Origin of the sequence: Syntrophotalea sp. (genome assembly GCF_050253115.1) — a bacterium.
Lineage (GTDB): Bacteria > Desulfobacterota > Desulfuromonadia > Desulfuromonadales > Syntrophotaleaceae > Syntrophotalea > Syntrophotalea acetylenica.
In genome coordinates this window covers 1-19,602 of the sequence record NZ_JBFWJQ010000045.1, presented here as the reverse complement: position 1 = coordinate 19,602, position 19,602 = coordinate 1, and the positions used below count along the sequence as shown (strand labels likewise).

Below are 19,602 nucleotides of genomic sequence, written 5' to 3'. Positions count from 1 at the left end.
ACTTCGCTGGGGATTCCACAGCCGTCATCTGCGATAATAACGCTAACCATTTGCATATCACGATTGAAATGAGTCTCCAAGGAAATATGGCCCACTTTCTCGATGGCGCCGACGGCATTTTCAAGCATGTTGATCATTGACCGTTTTATCTGATCCCGGTCCAGGTTGAATATTGGGACAGTTGAGTCCGGTATGAATGAAAAAACAACGTGTCGATGGGCTTCCTGGTAAAGAATAAGTGTTTCGTTGATGATTTCGTTAAGGTTGTTCGGCGCAGGATTGGCAGAGGGCATCTTGGCGAAGTTGGAAAATTCATCCACAAGAATTTTCAGTTCATCAACCTGTTTTATGATCATGCAGGTGCAATCGTCGAAGACCTTGTCATCTTCGGGGAACCGGTCAAGATACCGGCGGCGCAGACGTTGTGCAGACAGACGGATTGGAGTCAGCGGGTTTTTTATCTCATGCGCGATGCGCCGGGCCACCTCACGCCAAGCCGCCATTCGCTGGGCTTTGATCATATGCGTGAGATCATCGAAAACGACAACCGTTCCCATGAATTCGCCGTTTTCATCCCGCAGAGTCGTGAGGTTGAGCAATAAGGTGAGTTTGTTGTCCTCCAGTGGGATGGTCATCTGCTTGTGAATGGAATCTTTGCCTGATTTGGCCAATTGCCGCAGCAAGTCGTTGATGATGACCAGATGTTCGGCTTGCAATACCTGACGGAAGTGCTGGCCGAGGACCTTTCCGGGCATTATTTTCAAGAGTTTTTCCGCGGATTTGTTGATCGTGGTAATACGCCCTTGGCGATCAACCGAAATAACTCCTGCGGTGACGTTCTTCAATACGATCTCCATGTAACGGCGGCGTTGGTCGAGTTCCTGGTTTGACGCCCGCAGATGTCGATTCGCATCGCTGATGCCTGCCTGGCTTTTGCGAAGATCCGCCGTCATTTTGTTAAACGCTTCTACCAGAAGAGCAATTTCATCATCGCTTTGCGGAGAAATCTGTACTGTCAGGTCCCCTCCGGCAATTCGCTTGGTAGCCGAAACCAATTCCTGAATAGGAACGGTGATAGTGCGTGCAAGGTAGAAGCCGAACCATGTGGCCAGAAAAATGATGGCCAGGGCAGTAATCAGAAGAACTTGCACATACCCTTTCTGGATGCGATCTTTAAGCAGTTTGGTTGTTTTATATTGCTCGAAGGAAGCCGAAATTTCCTTCATCTTGTTAACCAGAGAGTAGGGGACATAGTAATTAACCACGACTACCCCGACAACGTCCTCGGGATTCCAGTTGGAATAGACCGGCACCACGCCGCGAATCAGATCGGCTTTGCCGATGGGCGTAACCCGCGTGAATCGGTTGCCTTGCAAGGCTTCGCGAATGGTATCGCTGCCGGGATCCGTAAACTCCGATATGGGGATCTGGGGATTTGCGGCACGCACCAATTCCTCGTAGGTTGAAGAAAAGACTTCCACAACGCCTAGGTTGTATTCCTGCTGCTTGGCCTGAATCAAATCCCTGAGCTGCGGAAGATTACTCTCATTGAGCAGTTTCTGGTCCTTGATGAAGCGTGCCAGCTGGTCACCGTAGTAAAGCGCATTGGCTCCTGAATTTTTATAGTATGTCTGCGCCACCTCCAGGGATTCGTGGAGGGAGGTTTCGATTTGGATGTTGAACCAGTTTTCGATGGAACTGGAGACGAATCCTGCAGCCACAAAAAACAGCAGAAGAGTTGGCACCAGCGACAGGGTGACAAAGGCGACGACCAGTCGTGTTCGCAAGCGGGCCCCCGGAACTTCCCTGCGCCGCTCAAGAATGAGCTTGAAGACATTGCGGAAGACCAGAAACAACGTCAGGATGATCAATAGAATGTTCAGATTGATCAACGCAAGAACCAGAAGGCTTTTCGCCAGAGGCACTTGAGAGGAAAATTGGAAGAGTTGTGTCTCGAATTTTGAAAACACAATCACCAGTAACGTGGTAAAGCCGATCAGCAGCCATTCACGACGCCGTTTACGGTTTTCTCGGAACTTTTTATCAGGATCACAGGGCATGGGATTCACGGATACTCTTCCTTCTGGAAGAACGTTGATAAGAGTGTGGGGTGATGAATTGAAACCAGCGGATTGCGTTTTCCCCGGTCTCTGCGGCGCTAAAGCCGAATTAATTCGGAGATCTGCTTGCGCGGCGCCCCAATGGCTGATTAAATGCTGGCCACTTGTCTTTCGGATAATGATGCAAAATGTATGCAACCGATGATAGTGGGCCACATCGGTGATGCCAACAGGCTTGTAAAGAAATATTCAATTCTAGAGCAGGAAACATGCGTTTTGCAACTCCGGGATGTGGTTTCCGGTTCTCACCAAAAAAAAAGCAGCCGGGAAAGGCTGCTTTTGTAATCGCGGTTTGGAATTTTCAGGCTCAGATTTCGGCTATGCCTGCCATTGCCATGGCGGGGCGGTTGCCGAGGGACAGGCTGTTGTGGCTGACGGTTTCGCCAGATTCAACCAACTGCCAGCAGGCAGGATTGGCAAGAATTTTTTCGACTACCTGGTGATTGATGTCATGACCGGCCTTGTAGGCTTTGACATGTCCCAGCAGAGGATACCCAAGCAGACTGAAATCACCCACTGCATCCAGAATCTTGTGCCGAACGCACTCATCCTGGAAGCGCACGCCACCGGGGTTGAGAACGCCTTCCTTGCCCAGCACCACGGCATTGTCAAGTGAACCGCCCAGGGCCAGCCCGTTGGCCTTGAGATACTCGACTTCGTGCAGGAAACCGAAGGTACGTGCTGCCGCGATCTCCTTGCGAAAGGAATCACCGGTAATTTTTATGGCCCGATGTTGAAGCCCGATACTGGGGTGGTCAAAAGCGATATCAAAAGTGATGCGAAAAAATCGCGAGGGGATGATGCTGACGCGTTTTTCCCCATCCACCAGGGTTATCGGTTTGCGAATGGCAAGGTATTTCCGGCGTTTGTCCTGGGCTCGATTGCCGACTTCTCGCAGCATGGCGACAAACGGCGCTGCACTGCCGTCCATGACGGGGACTTCGGGACCGTCAATGTCGATATGCAGGTTGTCGATGCCGCAGGCGGAAAATGCTGCCATGAGGTGTTCAATTGTTGACACGGATACGCCGTCCTTGCCGATAACTGTGGCCATGCGCGTATCGACAACGTTGGCGGATATGGCCGGGATGGCAACACGCCGGTCGCCCTCGATGCGATGGAAGACGATGCCAGTGTCGGAATCCGCGGGCCGCAAGGTCATGGTAATCTGGCGGCCGGTATGCAGACCGATACCGGAAATAGTCAGAGAGCGCTTGAGGGTCGATTGGTAAATCATGGCACGTCCTTTTATGAATAAGGCGAATGGCGTTGTTGTTTTGTCTTTGTATTTTATGGTTTGCAAGGGGTGTGCCACTTGTCAGGGTTATGCAGCGGTCCGATATTGTTGAGTTTTTTCCGGGGCTGGGGGGGGCGACGAGCCGTCGGAGCGTGTCATGTACACTCCGGTGTGGCTTGCGGGCCACAATCTTACAGGCGGCCTGAGCGCAGTATGGCTACGGCCAGCCACAATCCGAGTATGGCGGCGATGGTATAGCCCAGAAAGCCCAGGACCGGGAAGCCAATGACCTGCGGTCCTTTATCCACCTGCATGATAAGGGAGGAGCCAACGATAAGGGCACTGATGAGCAGACTGAATGAGAGTCGGTTGCTTGATTTATCCAGGTCGGTGATAAGTTGGCCGAGGCCGCGGTGTTCAAGGTTGATTTTCAGGCGGTTGCGTGTCATGCGCAGCAACAGGGTCCGAAGATCTCGGGGCAGCCTTCGGAGGAGGATACTGTAGTCTCCCGCCACCCCACCCAGTTCTTGTGTGATATAAGTCAAGGACCAGCGTTCACGCGCCAGTTGCTCCATAAAAGGTTTGAGATGATGGACCATATTGAAATCCGGATCCAGCTGCCGTCCGATGCCTTCCATCGTGATCAGTGCCCTTGCCAGCAACAGTAGATCCGGCGGTACACTGATGCGAAACTGCACGAGGATGCCGATAAGATCGGTAAGCAAATGGCCGGTATGGATTTCCTGCAGAGGAACCTCGTAATAGTCGTCAATAAAATCGGAAACCACTTTTTTAAGGTCCGTCAGAATCGGCTCCTCTTCCAGCTCGCCGGAGTCGAGGAGCAGCCGCGAGACCTTTTCGACATCTCTTTCAAGGATGCCTGCAAGCAAATCAAGCAGCTGATATTTAAGATTATGGTCCAGACGGCCAACCATGCCATAGTCAAGAAAACAGATCACCGGACCCGGTAAAATATAGACATTGCCAGGGTGCGGATCCCCATGAAACAGGCCGTGAACCAGAACCTGTCTGAGCAGCGCATCGGCACCATGTCGGGCAATGACTTTCAGATCATAACCCTCCGCGCGCAATTTGCCGAAATTATTGACCTTGATCCCTTTGATATATTCCATGGTCAATACGGCTTCGCCAGAGAGTTCGCGATACACCTGTGGAACATGAAATGTTTTATCGCCTGCAAAATTCGCCGCGAACCGTTCAAGCGTGTGGCCTTCCCGCCGGAAATCGAGTTCACGCTGGATACTGCGGCGAAATTCTTTTATCAGTGCAACGGGATTGTAGAGGTGTAGCGCCGCGATATGGTGCTCGGCAAGGTAGGCGAGACTCATGAGGATGTCGAGATCGGTCGCGATGATCTGTTCTATATCGGGTCGGCGGATTTTGACAGCAACTTTTTTGCCGTCTGGAAGGCTGGCTTTATGTACCTGGGCAATGGATGCGGCAGCAAGGGGCGTTTTTTCGAAATGTGAAAACAGGGACTCTATTGGCGACCCCAGCTCGCGGCTGATCTGATGGCGGACTGTTTCAAAGGGAAATGGCGGGATGGCATCCTGGAGCCGGCTGAATTCGGCAATGTATTCCGGGGTAAGAAGATCGGGGCGAGTCGACAGCAATTGCCCGAGCTTAATGAAGGTCGGGCCGAGTTCCTCCATCGCCAGACGAAGCCGCACGGCCGGAGATTGCCGTCTTGCCGCCCTTATCTCCGGGCTGCCGAAAAAAAGCTGCCGCCCGCGTTGCAGCGTGAAGCGTAACTGCAGCTGATCGAGAACCTGGCCGAAGCCATACTTGAGCAAGGTTCCAAGGATCTGCCGGTAGCGGCGCAGGGAGCGAATGTTGCGGTTGAGCCGCCTCAGGTTCAGCATTTGCCAGGAGCATCATCCTGCGTTGCCTGTTGCAGTGCCCTGAGTTCTTTTTCCAGCGCCTGCACTTTTTTGGCCAGGCGGTTCAGCTCATCTTTTTTGACCATGCCGAGATCGGTACAGATTCTTTGCACCTCTTCCCGGGCGATCTCTTCGAGTTTCTGCTGGTTGTCGCGTGCCATATCCGAAAGCAGGGTTAACAGCTCGCGACCTTTTTCCTCACTCAAGTTGAGCCTGCGTTTCAGCTCGTCGGCCATTTGCTCGACCTTTTTCTGGGTCAAGGTCAGTGCTCCGAGTCCGGTCAATAGCGATTTTTCAATCAAATCGATCATGATATCCCCCTGGGTTGTGAATTCATTGGAAACACTCAAATTTTAACACAGAGGGCACTCCCCGCAATCAGGCTTCGCACAAGGACCGCAATTGTGGGATACATTGGCGAGCAGCCTGCTCACCTGCCGCAATGGCTTCATCCGCGCGGTGGAATTCAAGCATGTTGAATGCGGTGAATACAGGCCGAATCAGCAGCTCAGCCCTGGTTCTTTCCATCTGCAGATCGTTGATGCGGTTTTCCATAATGGCTACACTGCGGGAACAGATGCTGAAAATATTGGGTGGTTTGCGATTTCGCCCTGACTCCTTGTCATTACCCGGGTGGTCGGCCTGCCAAAGATCTCTCCACAGTTTTTCAATATTCGCGGAGGTGAAGAATTCATGCAGTCGGCCCTTATCGCGCCCAGCACCGGTTTCCGAAGGCAGGGATATCTCGCCCGCCGGGTCCTCCATGCGCGGAATGGTGCAGACCCCGATCACTTTATCCGCTCCCATCTGATAGGCGATATCCAGCGGAACCGGGTTGGTCAGGCCTCCGTCGACCAGGAAACGGTCGCCAAAAAGCACCGGAGTAAAAATGCCGGGAAATGCGATGGCGGCGCGCAGCCCTTCAAGAAGGTTGCCTTTGCGGATAATCAGTGCTTCGCCCGTTTCAACATCGGTGGCGGTGATGGCCAGCGGGATGCGCAGCTCTTCGAAGGTGGTTGCCGGCAAAAGTTCCGCCAGGAATGTTGCAACGCGATTGCCGTCCATCAACCCCGAGGTCGGCAGGGTGGGATCGATAAGCCTCGCAAGTGCACGCCAGTCCAGCTCCCGCATGACTTTTTCCATGCGATGCACAGGGACCCCTGCCGCGTAAAGGGCCCCCAGGGCTGCGCCGATGGAGGTGCCTGCACAAAGGTCGATGGGGATTTATTCCACTTCGAGAACCTTGAGGATGCCGATATGTGCCAGTCCCCGGGCTGCGCCGCTACCGAGAGCAAGACCTATGAGAGGGCGGGATTGTGCCATGGCGTTCCTTTCCTTTTTCGCGATACGGCAGGGAGCCACTGAATGCCTGAACCGGAAGGGGAATGCATGCGGCGCCGGCTGATCTGAAACCCTGCGGAAGGCATTCTGACAGCAAAACCCCGACCGGGGTTCCGAGGATGGCCGCAAAAACCCTCAGGATCCGGAGATCAAGTGCCATGGCGGCAGGGATTTTTGTCGCCAGAGTTTCTCCACAATCGCCTTGGCACTGTGCGGGTCTGCCTGGCGCCGGAACACTTCCTTGACCAGGCTGCCGCGGAGTTTGCGCAGATCCTGACGGTATCGATCGAGAATCGAAACGGTAATCGAGCGGTCAACGGGCAGGTCGACGCTTCCGATGCGTTGTGATGAGACAAGTACGAGGGCCTGGGCGGCCTCCAGACCTTCGACCTGGAAGGAATTTCCCCTGGCATCCCGCACTTCGATGAGCCCGAAAAATTCTCCCTGGATTGTCAGCGGGGAGTCGAAGACATAGGTGCGTAGTTCCGGCCTGTAATAATCATAAAGATAATGATCGGGGAAAATGGGCGTACCATCCCTGAAGACCTGCTCGCAGACAGCCTCGATCACCTCCTGTTCCGGTGTGTCTGGCAAAGCGGCATGCTCTGTGTGGTCGGTGACGGAACTGGCTGCGGCAGGCAGTTCAGGCAGCGGACCGAGATACAGAGCCAGTTCCCGATCGAGGAGGGAAGCGTTCGGTTCGCTCTGATCCTTGGCCTGCAGGTGCTGCAGTTTTGCCAGGATCTGCCTGTCCGGCAGCGGCAGGCTTTGCCGGAGTACCTCGTTGCGCAGAGCGGTGCGGCGCGGCAGCGGCCGCCCGCCGCTGGCGACCTGCCACAGGTAACGCCCGAGGCCGGTCCGTAAAAACAGGAGCAGGCCTGCTTCCGGAAGATCTGTCCAGGTTTGCGACGTTACCGGATGCAGTTTGCCATTGACGATCATATTCCAGATATCCTCATGCAGAGCAAGAGCCAGGACCAACAGGGATCCTGCCCCCTGCTGAAGCTGCTTCGCGGCAATGCGGCGGACCTGTCTGCCGTGAACAATTTCGACCTCAGCTGCCGCTTGTTGTGATTTGCGCAGTTGCAAGCGCAGGCTGTTTTCCTGTCTGTGCAGCTTATGCAGGGCCGCTGTTTCCAGAATCAGCCCCAGCAGCTGTTTTCCGAAGGTGCTGGACAGCCAGTGCGGAGGGGTGACAACATCGTAAAAAGTGTCTTTGGCGCCGAGTCCTACAAGGTGTAACAGTTGCCAGGCCCACATGGGCGTTCGGGGGGGCAGGCGGAAACGCCGCGCCGGCCACGACAGCCTCAGCCGGGCGGTCAACTCCCGTTTTTCCCCAACGGAAGGCAGGCGGCTGTCTGTCAGTGTCCCACAGATCGAAGCCGGTGCGGGCTCGGGGCGCACTTCAAGGGCATTAAAAACACATGCCTTGAAGGGCGTCCGGCGGTACAAGTGGCGCAACAGCACATGAAGGGCAATCAAGGGAGGCGAGGCGACAAGAATCGGTGCTTCGGCTTGTTCCGGAATTGCGTCGGGATGAAGCAACAGCACCGGATTGCAGGCTGGCGCAGGGAGGCCCGGAACTGGGTGCCCACCCAGCTCTGCTGCTGTCTCAAGACGCAGGATTTCAAGGGCCTGGAGGGCACGCTGCGGTTGTCGAGAAATATCCAGTTGCGTGAGTCGGTGCAGCAAAAGATGCAGACGCACCTGAGCTTCTTCCGGAAGAGCAGCCTCTGCAGGCAGCATGCGCAACGCGCTGGCCAAAGGTTCAGGCAGCGCAGCGATGGCGATGGCTATATCGCCTTCCAGTTTTTGGGGCTGTCCTGCTTTGGGCAGCATGTCGTGCAGGGCGAGGGCCATGACGCGCACCAGCGTCGTGAAGGATTTGCCCTGGGCCTGTTTTTCGGCGGGGCTTTCCGGCCGGGTCGATTCGGCCATCCCCCGGTGAATTCTGTAATGCTCTGTCAATGGGGTCTGCAGGGAAGCCATTGTTGCGCGCAACAGGTTCGCCAGGTAATAGGCGGAGAGATTGTCGGGCAGAACGGCGCCCAGCACGCTGAAGGTTTTCATCGCCTCCATCAGCCCAAGCAGCGCTTCATGGGAATCGGCTGCATTGGGAGATTCGCCGCCGCCGACAGGCAGTTTTCTGGCAGCGCTCCAGTCATCCTGGCTGCGCTGCCAGAGGGTGATATGGGAAATATCCCAGGTTACAAAATAATTGAGACCGAGAGCCTCTGCCGCCATTTGTCCCTGAGGCAGCGGCGAGGGATCGGACGGGTCGGGGAAAAAAAGGACGCCCCCGGCCATGTAGCTGTCGCGGTTTATCCAGAACACCAGGGGTGGATGGATTTCCCCCGCAGGGGTGAGGATCGGGGCAAAAGGTTCGATCCGCCGAAACGGGGACCGGCCCCCGGTAATGAATTCCTGGGCCCAGAGGGAGAGTTGTTGCACCCTTTGATTGAAGGGCTCCTGGCCGGTTTTTTGGGTACTATCGGGGGTTTTCATAGGCTCGACAAAAGACGGTGCAGGTTTGGCCGCAGCGTGGACCTGTCAGGAAAATAGCTCACCGCTGGCCTGGCCGCGCGGAATCTGTCGCTGGAAATGCCGGTAGGCCAGTTCCGTGGCCACGCGCCCGCGGGGGGTTCGGTTCAGATAGCCGTTTTGCAGCAGGTAGGGTTCGATAACGTCTTCAATGGTATCCTTCTCTTCTCCGACGGCTGCGGCCAGGGTGTCCAGTCCGACCGGTCCGCCGGCGAATTTGTCGATGATGGCAAGCAGCAGCAAGCGGTCCATGTGATCCAGACCGCTGCTGTCGACCTCCAGCCGCGAAAGAGCCATATCGGCAATCTCGCGGGTGATGACCCCATTGCCCTTGACCTGGGCGAAATCCCTGACGCGTCGCAGCAGGCGATTGGCGATACGCGGCGTGCCCCGACTGCGGCGGGCGATTTCCCGTTGGCCGTCCTTTTCGATGGGGATGTCAAGAATCCGGGCGCTGCGCCCGGCGATGGTGGCCAGCTCGTCATGATTATAGAATTCCAGCCGGCAGATAACCCCGAACCGGTCTCGCAGAGGTGAGGAAAGCAGCCCGGCCCGCGTGGTTGCTCCCACCAGCGTGAAGCGGGGGATGTCGAGCTTTATGGTTCGCGCCGAAGGTCCCTGCCCGATAATGATATCGAGCTGGTAGTCCTCCATCGCAGGGTAGAGAATCTCCTCCACCACCGGCGACAGGCGGTGGATTTCATCGATGAACAGCACATCGCCCTCGGCCAGATTGGTCAGGATGGCTGCGAGGTCTCCAGGCTTTTCGATCACCGGGCCGGAGGTACTTTTGATACTGACGCCCATTTCACTGGCGACAATGTTGGCGAGAGTGGTCTTGCCCAGGCCCGGCGGACCGTAAAAAAGAACGTGATCGAGGGACTCCTGGCGTCCACGCGCGGCGTCGATAAAAACCTGCAGGTTTTCCTTGGCCTTGCTTTGGCCGATATATTCCGCCAGTACCCGCGGCCGCAAGGTCGCTTCCAACCGGTCATCCTCTATGTTGAAATCGGGTGTGACAAATCGTTCAGTCATGCCAGTCCGCCTTTGGGGATTTCCGCTTTTCCTGCTTCAGGATACAGAAAGAGCCCACCCCTTTCAAAGGGAAATGTTCTTTCGGTTACGGTCTGTGGTGCCGCGATTTAGCGCATGAGGATTTTCAGTGCCTGTTTGAGGATTTCCTCCAGGGGGGTGCCGGCATCCAGGTCCAGGGAATCGAGTGCTTTGCGGGACAGGTTTTCCTTGTAGCCGAGATTGACCAGTGCCGACAGGGCGTCATCCCGGAAATCGCATGGTGCAGGCACCGGCGGTGTTTTGCTGCCGGCAGCGGAGCCGGCAAGGCTCGTGACTTTGTCACGAAGTTCCAGGACCAGCCGTTCCGCCGTTTTTTTGCCGATCCCCGGAACGGTTGCCAGCTGTTTCGCATTGCCTTGTGACAATGCCTGATGCAATTCCGCCGCTGGCATGTGAGACAGGATGTTGAGCGCCACCTTGGGGCCAACGCCGGATACGGACAGCAACAGTCCGAAAAGCTCCTTCTCGGAACTGCTCCAGAAACCGAACAGCAGCAGCGCATCCTCACGCACATGGGTATGCACTTGCAGTCGTACCAGACCTTCATCCGGAAGGGCGTAGTAGGTCGAAAGCGGGATCAGCAGTCGATAGCCGACGCCGCCGACATCCAGAATAATTTGGCTGATGGATTTATGGATCAATTGTCCATTGAGCACAGCGATCATGGCATCATTCCGGAAGCTAAGAGAAAATCCGTCAAATCAGCAGGCTCTTGAGATGATAGCAATGCGCGTGACAAATGGCCACCGCCAAAGCATCCGAGGCGTCCTCCTGGGCGATTTCAGGCAGATTCAAGAGTACGCGCACCATCTGCTGCACCTGCGGCTTGGCCGCCTTGCCGTAGCCGACAACGGCCTGCTTGACCTCCACGGCGGTATATTCGGCTACGGGCAGGGCCGCGTTGACCCCGGCCAGCATGGCAACGCCCCGAGCATGTCCAAGCTTCAGTGCCGACAGGGCGTTTTTAGCGACAAATATGCGTTCCACTGCCACGCTTGCCGGCCCATAATCGCGAATAACCCGCGACAATCCATCGTAAATTGTTTTGAGCCGTTCCGCCAGCGGGGCATCGGTGCGGGTGTGGATGGCGCCGTTGTCCACATGAAGCAGGCGGTTGCCGATTTTTTCGATCAGACCGTAACCGGTGATGCGGGTGCCTGGATCGATGCCAAGAATACGCATGTCAAATCACCCTCGATGAGTCCTTGTCAAAGGAAAAAGGCGGGGCTTGCCCCGCCTGATAAATACGGTCGACAGGGACCAGGGCTCATTCCATGATACGGGCGATTTCCTCGTCCGAAATGTCGAAGTTGGCATAGACGTTCTGAACGTCATCATTGTCTTCGAGTTTGTCCATCATCTTGAGCATCTGTTCGGCCTGCTTGCCCTCCAGCCCAACCATGGTCTGGGGAATCATGGTCACCTCGGCTGTTTGCCACTGCAGACCTTTGGCGGCGAGGGCATCGCGCACTTCCATGAAGTCGGCCGGATCGGTAATGATCTCATAGGCGTCGCCCTCGTCCTTGACGTCTTCGGCTCCGGCCTCCAGTGCCGTTTCAAACAAAGCGTCGAAATCCTGCTCGGTGTCGAAGGAGATCAGCCCCTTGCGATCGAATAGAAACGCGACCGATCCATTGACGCCAAGACTGCCGTTGTGCTTGTTGAAGATGTGGCGAACATCGGCAACGGTGCGGGTGCGGTTGTCGGTCATGAATTCTACAATAACCGCGACGCCTCCGGGCCCGTAGCCTTCAAAGGTGCCTTCTTCGTAGTTGACACCGTCGAGGTCGCCACAGCCTTTTTTAATCGCCCGCTCGATGGTGTCCTTGGGCATATTGGAGCCCTTCGCCTTGTCGACGGCCGTGCGCAACCGCGCATTCGCCTCCAGGTCGCCGCCGCCAATCTTGGCAGCTACGGTGATTTCCTTGATCAGTTTGGTGAAAATTTTGCCACGCTTGGCGTCCTGGGCACCCTTGCGGTGTTTGATGTTGGCCCATTTGCTATGTCCTGCCATGTTGCCGTGTCTCCTTGCCTGGGATAATTATGCTTTTTCCGGGTATTTGGTTGCGCATCAAAGGTGGATGCGGAGCCCTTGTGTCGAGGCCCTTGCCGCCGGCAAAGCGTCGTTCAATAAACCGGCTTGAAATCAAACTGGTGCTGGGCGCGGATAAACCGAACTGTGCGGCTTTTGGAACGCATGACGATGGAATGGGTTTCCGCGCCGCCCGACACATAGCGCACGCCGTGCAGCAATTCGCCGTTGGTAACGCCGGTGGCCGCAAAAACCACATCCCCTTGCGCCATTTCCTCGGCGGTGTAAATCTTGTCGAAATCTTCGATACCCATGGTGCGTGCGCGGGTTTTTTCTTCCCGGTTCATGAACACCAGGCGGCCCTGCATGTCGCCTCCCATGCACTTGAGTGCCGCCGCCGCCAGCACCCCCTCGGGGGCACCACCGATACCCATCAGCATGTCGACGCCACTGCCACAGACCGTAGCCGCGATGGCCGGTGCCACATCGCCATCGGAAATGAGGTGAATCCGGGCTCCGGCCCTGCGCACTTCACTGATGATCTTTTCGTGCCGGGGTCGGTCGAGGATCACCACGGTAAGGTCTTGTACATAGCAATTTTTGGCGTCGGCCACCCGCTTGAGGTTCTCTTCGGGTGACTCGTTCAGGTCGATACAGCCATGGGCTTCCGGACCGACGGCGATTTTTTCCATGTACATATCGGGCGCGTGAAGAAACCCTCCCTTGGGTGCCAGCGCAATGGTGGTGATAGCGCCGGTCTTACCCTTGGCACAAATGTTGGTGCCTTCCAGCGGGTCGACGGCGATATCGACTTCGGGATATCCGCCGCAACTCTTGCCGACTTTCTCACCTATATAGAGCATGGGCGCTTCATCCATCTCGCCCTCGCCGATAACAACCGTGCCGCAAAATTCGACGGAATCGAGCGTGCGACGCATGGCTTCGGTCGCCGCTTCATCGGCAGCATCCTTGTTCCCCTTGCCAACCCAGCGGCCACAGGCCAGCGCGGCGGCTTCGGTGACCCGTACCAGATCCATGGCTAAATTGCGTTCCATTACAAAAATCCTCCTTGGGCTAAAGACTGCCGTTCGCAGCGGCGCCATCATGACAGAAAAAACTGGTAAAGACAAGTTTTAGGGCACGGAACCCTATTGCCGGCCCGCATGTGTCGGCCGATGACGACTTGACTTGATGTGGTCTCCAAAGCGATGATGCCGTCCATGGTGATGCAAAGGCTAAGATCAACATTTGCCCGGGGGAGATTGGCAGGATGTTTCAAAAAACCGTCATTTGGGCACACCGTGGGGCTTCCGGCAAGGCGCCCGAAAACACGCTGGCCGCGTTTGGCCTGGCAGAATTGGACGGTGCGGATGGCATTGAGCTCGATGTCCGCATGACTGCAGACGGGGTGCCCGTGGTGATGCACGACGCCACCCTCGACCGTACCACGGATGACAGTGGCCTGCTTGCGTTACGATCGCTCGCCGACCTGGCCGGTGTTGATGCCGGACGCTGGTTCGGTCCGCAGTTCGCCAAAGAATCGGTACCAACCCTGGAACAGGTACTTTGCCAAATCCAGGACCGTATGCTCCTGAATATCGAGATCAAGGAGTTTGCGGCCGGTGTGGCCGTCAAGCGGCTTCTAAAGCGGCATGCCCGCTGCCGAGTGCTGATTTCCTCCTTTGACCACGCTGTGCTCCAGGCACTTCATCTTGACGCTCCGGAGTTGTTCCTCGGTTATCTGAGCGAGGATGCCGATTGGGACCGCTTGATCGAGACGGCAGTTGCCAATCGTGCGGTCAGTTTCCATCCCCGCCAGGATCGGGTTGTCGCTGAACAGGTTGAGCTTTGCCATGCCCGGGGGCTGAAGATTTTTCCCTGGGTTGTGGATGAAAAAAAGCGCGCCATGACGTTGCTTGAAATGGGCGTGGATGGCCTGTTCACCAACGAGCCCGGCAGCCTGCGCCGGTGGCTGGCTGGAGTCGCCAGCTCACAGGGAGTGCCGAGCAGGTGAAACGTGGCGCCATTTTGGGAAAGTGAATTTTCGAAAGGGCGGATGATGGAAAATCTCGAGGGACGTAAAGCGGCAGGTTTTGAACTGGAAGGGACCGATCGGCAGATGCACAGGCTGGACGATTATGCCGGAAAGACCGTTGTGCTCTACTTCTATCCCAAGGACAACACCGCCGGGTGCACCAAGGAGGCGTGTTCCTTCCGGGACGTGCATGCCGATCTGCTGCAACGGGAAGCGGTGCTGCTCGGAGTCAGCAGGGACAGCCTGGCGTCCCATGACCGCTTTATCGACAGGTTCGATCTGCCTTTTGTGCTGCTGTCCGACCCCGATGGCCGGACCATGCGGGCCTATGGTGCTTTCGGCGAAAAGAAAATGTACGGCAAGACCGTTATGGGTACGATCCGATCGACGGTAGTTATAGGCCCGGATGGCACGATCATAAAACACTGGCCCCGGGTTAAAAAGGCCGAGACCCATCCGCAGGAGGTACTTGCGTATTTGAGAGGGCTGTAAATTCTTTGGCGTCGTGCCCCAGGGTGGCAGTAGCCGGAGCAGTGGCTTTGACATCTGTTCCGGCTTTTTTGCGAATAACGCCGTGGTTCAGAAAGTGTGCGTGAGGCTGACGCCGATCAGGTGCAGATGATTTTCATACTCCCCGTTGGCGAGGGGGCCGTACAGGTTGCTGCGCTTGCTGCGATCCTCCTGTAATTGGAAGCCGTAAGCCAGCGCCAGCTTGAGGTGGTCAAGGGACCACTCGGTGCCGAGGGTGAATAGATGGGTGTCGGAGTCGGGAACGCCCGGTTCGAAGGTCCTGTCCGGGATCGGATTCTCACCGTACAGGTATCCGGCCATGATCGCCAGGCGGTCATTCACGCGGTATTTGGTGCCGATGTTGTAAGCCCAGGTGGCGTGCCAGTCGCGGGGCGCCAAGCTGCTGGTCTCGCCACCCACGGGGTCGCGCAGTGTGATTTTGAGCCGCCGGAAGGAGGACCAGTCTTCCCAGCGCAGCCCGATTTCCATCGTCCAGGCGTCTGTGAACTGGTAGGCCAGGCCTGCCGTGAACTGCTGGGGCAGGGTGATGGCCGTTTTGCCGCGTGTTTCGGGAAACAGCAGGGAAATCAGCGGCGAAGCCGAATCGGGGATGTCGAAACGGGCCTTGCCGTCGATATCGACCTTGATCTCGCTGCGGTAGGCGGCGCCAAAGGACAGTTCATCGGTCAGTTTCAGCAATATGCCTGCGTTGAAGCCTGCTGCTTCGCCGCTGCCGGTGAACTGCTGGCCGATTTCCGGTTCTCCGAAGGTTGAGAGATCCACCTTGTTTTTCAGCTTGGCGTCGAGCAGGAGGATGTTCAGCCCGGCGCCAAAGGAAATCCGCGGCGATAACTGCCAGGCCAGCGTCGGATTGATGTTGAAGGTGGTAATGCGGGATTTGGTGGCGATAAAACGCCCCGGCCAGTCGCTGTCCCAGACGGTGCCGAGGCCGAAAGAATTGAAAACGCCGAGGCCGGCGCTGAAGCGGTCGCCGAATTGGTGGGAAACATAAAAAGAACTTGGGAAATAGGCCGTATCACGGTTGTCGGCGGTTGTGCCATCTTCCGCCTTGAAATCCCGGGAGGGCAGGATGACGGTGGTGCCGATTTCCAGTTGCGTGCCGGGCAATTCGGTGAGCAGTGCCGGGTTGAAGAATACCGCCGACGGTCCGTCACTATGGGCGGTGGTTGCGTTGGCTTGTCCCAGGGCGTCGGCACTTTGGGTGAAAATGCCGAAGCCTGAGGCAAAACCGTGACGAGCGCTTGAAAACAGGCACGCGACAAGCAACAGTTGAATGAAAAACGCCCTGAAAACAAAAAGTCTCATGGTCGCCCCCTCGGAAAAAACAGCGAACGGCAAGTTGGCAGATGCTTCCCGACGCAAAATATGGCAATCTCTACAATGTTCAAGACTATATCGGTGAAGCAGGCTGTAGACAATTCGTTTTTTGCTTATAAATTACACATTTGCAGAATTTTAATGGAGCTGCGATGAAAACCCGTACCGCTTATCTGATGGAAAGCGATCAGGAGGCCAGGCGCCTGGATCTTAAAACCGACCGGGAACGTCTGGAAGAACAGGCTCGATGGGCAGGCCTTCAGCCCGGTATGCGTGTTATTGATGTCGGTTGTGGCAGTGGCAAGACCAGCTCGTTTCTGCACCGGATGGTTCATCCCGGCGGGGAGGTGCTGGGGATTGATGCCTCGCCCGAACGTGTGGCCCATGCACGAAGCCACTATGGTGTGGCGGGGCTTGGTTTTGCCTGTCGTGATTTTTATGACCCGCTGCTTGATCTGGGGCAGTTTGATTTTGTCTGGGTGAGGTTTGTTCTTGAATATCATCGTCGTGAAGCCGCGCGGATCGTGGAAAACCTGATGAGCATTCTGGCACCGGGGGGCATCCTGTGTCTTATCGACCTGGATCATAACTGCCTGAATCACTACGGCATGCCACCCCGCCTGGAGTCCGCGCTGACGGCCATCATGGGGCAACTGGAGACACATGGGAATTTCGATCCCTACATGGGCAGGAAGCTCTACAGTTTTTTGTACGATCTGGGATGTCAAAAAATCGATGTGCGACTGAGCGCCCATCACCTGATTATCGGCGAACTCAACGACGTGGATGCCTTCAATTGGCTGCGCAAGGTGGAAGTCGCGGTTAAAAACAGCGGCTATGGATTTCCGGAGTATGCCGGCGGATTTCAGGAGTTCACTCAGGAGTTTCAGGCTTTTTTCAGTGATCCGAGACGTTTTACCTACACGCCGCTGATTGCCTGCCGGGGCAGTCGGCCAAAGTGAAGCGTGGCGTTTATGTCATTATCCGGGGCCTGCAGGTGCAGTATTCAGCAGGAGAGGGATTCCTGGGAAAAATGCCGGCTATGGGTGGCTATGAATTGCGACAGGGTGTCGCGGTGGGGTTTTCGCAGATCGGTAAAAGCGATCCCGCAACCGGGAGGGAAAAGGGTTTTGCGCGGCAGGCAACGATGGTTGATCCAGACGACGCGGCCATTGATCTCCATCGGTGTAGAGCAGGCATCGGGCAGGATAAAGGATAGTTTAACCGGAGCGCCTTCCCTGACCGGAAGCGCGGTGGCCGCGAACAAGCCGCGGCTGCTGATATCCGAGGTCGTGGTTTCGTCTCGCAGGCCCTCGTACTGGATGGTCAGCGGAGCACGGTACGGTACCCGGATGCTTTCCCGAGAGGCTTGACGGCAGGAACCGGGCATGATTGCGGGGTCGCTGGCAAGCTGCTGTTCAAAATATCTCAGAAAAGCATCGACGATGTCCTCCTCAAAATGCCTGCCCCGTCCTTTTTTCAGTTCATCGGCGGCCACATGGAACGGCATCGGTTCGCGATAGTGGCGTTTGGAGGTGATGGCCTCGAAAAAATCCGCGACCGCAATGATCTTCCCTCCGAGGGGAATGTCTTTCCCGGTTAAGCCCAGCGGGTAGCCGCTGCCGTCAATTTTTTCATGATGGGATCCGGCGATAGCCGGAACCTCGGCGTAAATCCCTTCGAAATGAATCTTTTCCAGAATCTGCCGCGTCTGATTGGCGTGATCCTTGACGATTTCGTATTCACGGGCTGACAAACGGCCGGGTTTTTTGAGGATGGCGTCCGGCACCGCGATTTTGCCGTAGTCGTGCAACAGGGCCGCTACACGGATTTTTTCGCGTTCCCTATCGCAGAGAGCCAGTTCCTGGCAGATGCCGAGGGTGAATTGGGTTACTCTCTCGGAATGGCCTGCGGTAAGCGGGTCCCGCGCATCGATGGTGGTTGCAAGTGCATGCAGGGTCGAATTGAACTGCTGCTTGCGGTTCTGCAGTAATTGGGCGTTGCGGATGCTGATGCCAATGATCGGAGCGATACCGCTCAAAAGGGTGATGTCGCTTTTGAGCAAAGCGCGTTTGGTGGTGAGGTTGTCGGCCGCCAGGATACCGATGGCTTCATTGTCGTAGACGATGGGACAGCATAAAAACGATTTGACTCCCATCTTTTTTGCGAAATCCAGGCTGCGTGGTGACAGATCTTCCTGGATATCGTTGATGTCGTTGATAAGAATCGTTTTCTTCTCCCGGAAAGAAACAACGAAGGCGCCTTTGGAGTCCGGGTTGTCCAGATGAAAGGTGCTGCTTCTGAGAAGATTTTCCACCTTTTTCGAGTAACCGTATCCGGCACGGAAAAAGAGGTGTTTTTTGTCCTGGTCGGCCAACAGCACCAGGCCCCGGTCAAAATCAAGGCTTTGCTGAAAATTTACGACCAGACTTTGCAGAATGTCTTCAATGGTGGTTTCCTTGCTGATGCTCTGGGAAATGGCGTTGGTCAGCAAGGCATTGTTGTAATTGTTCTCTATCTGCTCAAGCAGCGTCCCTGATGAAATTCTCAGGGCTTCCATGCTGTTCCAGACGGTTCTGGTCGATTTTTTTTCCAGGAGAAGCCACGATACCAAAAAGCTCAGCAGGCCTGCCTGAACCAGGGGCGATACGAAAGCCGCGGATGTGGAAAAGGCCGGAATTGCCAGTCCGGCGGCACTGGCCGCCAGAGAAGCGCTGCGGAGGGTTTTCAGAAAACAGAAACTTTCTGTTTGCCAGGTAATCACGTATCGGCAACAGCTGCCGCCGTGAAAAAGGCATTCCGGATGTTCTATCTGTGGAAATTTGTGACGAAACAGATGGGAAATCGCCTCGAAAAAGCCGATACGGTTGTGACACTGAAATTCCTGTTCCTGAACATCGGGATGAGGCGTGACGGTGACTTCAATCTTGTTTTTCGCGAGCCGCCGGGATTCGTATCTGGCGGAGCGGGTGAAGTTGGAAGCGGCCTTGCCGATCCACTGGTAAGCTCGATGGGGGCCCAGAAATCCGAGTACGTACTGGTGGATTACCGTATTGGCTTCAGGCGAAGCCGCGTAGCGACCGGCTTCCCGGGCAATTTTTTCGTTGCCTGTCAGTTCGACGACCTTGTCGTAAAAGGCGTTGACCTGGGTCTGGGTAAACCAGTGCCACTGGTCCGCAACTTCATAAGGCTTCATATCTGCGTGGGACAGCAGGCTGGGTATGTCAATTTGCGGATAGCGGTTTTGCAGAAGGCGCAGAAAAGGATCGATGATTCGGCTGTTATATAGATGCTTTTTTGTTTCTTGTTTGTAGTTCATTAGCATCTCTTTTTGTTTTTTGATTCTATTGCCGATTGAATCTGGTCGTCGATCGCATTTGCCTCAGGCCCTGGTCGGAGTTCTTTGTTTTGAAAATCCAGAGGCAATATTGTTTCTCGTAGTTTATAAGGTTCGCCTCTGCATATTCAACAGG

General features: G+C 55.7%; 16 protein-coding genes. 3 read left to right on the top strand and 13 right to left on the bottom strand.

Translation table 11 applies throughout. The annotated features are described in order from the left end of the window. The 11 genes from AB7E65_RS06670 to glpX all read right to left on the bottom strand — a co-directional run. On the bottom strand, positions 1-2,060 hold a 2,060-nt coding region (locus AB7E65_RS06670; RefSeq protein ID WP_428745511.1), incomplete at its 3' end, for a sensor histidine kinase. Between the two features lie 367 nt (positions 2,061-2,427). Then, on the bottom strand, positions 2,428-3,357 hold the full coding sequence (gene lpxC / locus AB7E65_RS06665; protein WP_072287101.1) for a UDP-3-O-acyl-N-acetylglucosamine deacetylase: 930 nt from the start codon (positions 3,355-3,357) through the stop codon (positions 2,428-2,430). A 191-nt stretch (positions 3,358-3,548) separates the two neighbouring features. Then, positions 3,549-5,240 (bottom strand): ABC1 kinase family protein, encoded by a 1,692-nt coding sequence (locus tag AB7E65_RS06660; protein ID WP_428745508.1) that lies wholly within the window; start codon positions 5,238-5,240, stop codon positions 3,549-3,551. Further along, positions 5,234-5,569, bottom strand: a complete 336-nt coding sequence (locus AB7E65_RS06655; protein ID WP_072287103.1) for a phasin superfamily protein — start codon at positions 5,567-5,569, stop codon at positions 5,234-5,236. Before AB7E65_RS06655 ends, AB7E65_RS06660 begins: the two co-directional genes overlap by 7 nt. Before the next feature lie 67 nt (positions 5,570-5,636). After that, positions 5,637-6,476 carry a patatin-like phospholipase family protein gene (locus AB7E65_RS06650; protein ID WP_428745510.1) on the bottom strand — a complete coding sequence of 280 codons (840 nt, stop codon included), beginning with the start codon at positions 6,474-6,476 and terminating at the stop codon, positions 5,637-5,639. Positions 6,477-6,734: 258 nt separating this feature from the next. After that, positions 6,735-9,104, bottom strand: coding sequence for a hypothetical protein (locus AB7E65_RS06645; protein WP_428745506.1), 2,370 nt, complete (start codon positions 9,102-9,104; stop codon positions 6,735-6,737). Between the two features lie 45 nt (positions 9,105-9,149). Continuing rightward, positions 9,150-10,175 carry a Holliday junction branch migration DNA helicase RuvB gene (gene ruvB, locus AB7E65_RS06640; protein WP_072287106.1) on the bottom strand — a complete coding sequence of 342 codons (1,026 nt, stop codon included), beginning with the start codon at positions 10,173-10,175 and terminating at the stop codon, positions 9,150-9,152. Between the two features lie 107 nt (positions 10,176-10,282). Further along, a complete protein-coding gene (ruvA, locus tag AB7E65_RS06635; RefSeq protein WP_072287107.1) occupies positions 10,283-10,879 on the bottom strand; it encodes a Holliday junction branch migration protein RuvA in 597 nt (198 codons plus the stop codon). A gap of 31 nt (positions 10,880-10,910) precedes the next feature. Further along, positions 10,911-11,396 carry a crossover junction endodeoxyribonuclease RuvC gene (gene ruvC / locus AB7E65_RS06630; RefSeq protein ID WP_072287108.1) on the bottom strand — a complete coding sequence of 162 codons (486 nt, stop codon included), beginning with the start codon at positions 11,394-11,396 and terminating at the stop codon, positions 10,911-10,913. An 85-nt stretch (positions 11,397-11,481) separates the two neighbouring features. Continuing rightward, on the bottom strand, positions 11,482-12,228 hold the full coding sequence (locus tag AB7E65_RS06625) for a YebC/PmpR family DNA-binding transcriptional regulator (protein ID WP_072287109.1): 747 nt from the start codon (positions 12,226-12,228) through the stop codon (positions 11,482-11,484). A 113-nt stretch (positions 12,229-12,341) separates the two neighbouring features. Next, positions 12,342-13,301 (bottom strand): class II fructose-bisphosphatase, encoded by a 960-nt coding sequence (glpX, locus tag AB7E65_RS06620; protein WP_072287110.1) that lies wholly within the window; start codon positions 13,299-13,301, stop codon positions 12,342-12,344. Between the two features lie 215 nt (positions 13,302-13,516). Between glpX and AB7E65_RS06615 the strand changes: the two genes are divergently transcribed. Both AB7E65_RS06615 and AB7E65_RS06610 read left to right on the top strand, forming a co-directional pair. Further along, positions 13,517-14,260, top strand: coding sequence for a glycerophosphodiester phosphodiesterase (locus tag AB7E65_RS06615; protein WP_072287111.1), 744 nt, complete (start codon positions 13,517-13,519; stop codon positions 14,258-14,260). 45 nt (positions 14,261-14,305) lie between these two features. Continuing rightward, positions 14,306-14,773 carry a peroxiredoxin gene (locus tag AB7E65_RS06610; protein WP_072287112.1) on the top strand — a complete coding sequence of 156 codons (468 nt, stop codon included), beginning with the start codon at positions 14,306-14,308 and terminating at the stop codon, positions 14,771-14,773. 87 nt (positions 14,774-14,860) lie between these two features. Here AB7E65_RS06610 and AB7E65_RS06605 read toward each other — a convergent pair whose 3' ends face one another. Continuing rightward, positions 14,861-16,117: an OmpP1/FadL family transporter gene (locus AB7E65_RS06605; RefSeq protein WP_072287113.1), complete on the bottom strand. Its 1,257-nt coding sequence runs from the start codon at positions 16,115-16,117 to the stop codon at positions 14,861-14,863. 164 nt (positions 16,118-16,281) lie between these two features. Between AB7E65_RS06605 and AB7E65_RS06600 the strand changes: the two genes are divergently transcribed. Continuing rightward, positions 16,282-17,091, top strand: a complete 810-nt coding sequence (locus AB7E65_RS06600; protein WP_072287114.1) for a class I SAM-dependent methyltransferase — start codon at positions 16,282-16,284, stop codon at positions 17,089-17,091. A 44-nt stretch (positions 17,092-17,135) separates the two neighbouring features. Here AB7E65_RS06600 and AB7E65_RS06595 read toward each other — a convergent pair whose 3' ends face one another. Then, entirely contained in the window at positions 17,136-19,448 is a 2,313-nt protein-coding gene (locus AB7E65_RS06595) for an HD domain-containing phosphohydrolase (RefSeq protein ID WP_428745505.1), read from the bottom strand. Positions 19,449-19,602 lie beyond the last annotated feature (154 nt).

Bases quoted from the DNA above. Each gene is read 5' to 3' on its own strand.
- lpxC (WP_072287101.1), bottom strand. From the start codon at position 3,357: ATGATTTACCAATCGACCCTCAAGCGCTCTCTGACTATTTCCGGTATC.
- AB7E65_RS06660 (WP_428745508.1), bottom strand. From the start codon at position 5,240: ATGCTGAACCTGAGGCGGCTCAACCGCAACATTCGCTCCCTGCGCCGC.
- AB7E65_RS06655 (WP_072287103.1), bottom strand. From the start codon at position 5,569: ATGATCGATTTGATTGAAAAATCGCTATTGACCGGACTCGGAGCACTG.
- AB7E65_RS06645 (WP_428745506.1), bottom strand. From the start codon at position 9,104: ATGAAAACCCCCGATAGTACCCAAAAAACCGGCCAGGAGCCCTTCAAT.
- ruvB (WP_072287106.1), bottom strand. From the start codon at position 10,175: ATGACTGAACGATTTGTCACACCCGATTTCAACATAGAGGATGACCGG.
- ruvA (WP_072287107.1), bottom strand. From the start codon at position 10,879: ATGATCGCTGTGCTCAATGGACAATTGATCCATAAATCCATCAGCCAA.
- ruvC (WP_072287108.1), bottom strand. From the start codon at position 11,396: ATGCGTATTCTTGGCATCGATCCAGGCACCCGCATCACCGGTTACGGT.
- AB7E65_RS06625 (WP_072287109.1), bottom strand. From the start codon at position 12,228: ATGGCAGGACATAGCAAATGGGCCAACATCAAACACCGCAAGGGTGCC.
- glpX (WP_072287110.1), bottom strand. From the start codon at position 13,301: ATGGAACGCAATTTAGCCATGGATCTGGTACGGGTCACCGAAGCCGCC.
- AB7E65_RS06615 (WP_072287111.1), top strand. From the start codon at position 13,517: ATGTTTCAAAAAACCGTCATTTGGGCACACCGTGGGGCTTCCGGCAAG.
- AB7E65_RS06610 (WP_072287112.1), top strand. From the start codon at position 14,306: ATGGAAAATCTCGAGGGACGTAAAGCGGCAGGTTTTGAACTGGAAGGG.
- AB7E65_RS06605 (WP_072287113.1), bottom strand. From the start codon at position 16,117: ATGAGACTTTTTGTTTTCAGGGCGTTTTTCATTCAACTGTTGCTTGTC.
- AB7E65_RS06600 (WP_072287114.1), top strand. From the start codon at position 16,282: ATGAAAACCCGTACCGCTTATCTGATGGAAAGCGATCAGGAGGCCAGG.
- AB7E65_RS06595 (WP_428745505.1), bottom strand. From the start codon at position 19,448: ATGAACTACAAACAAGAAACAAAAAAGCATCTATATAACAGCCGAATC.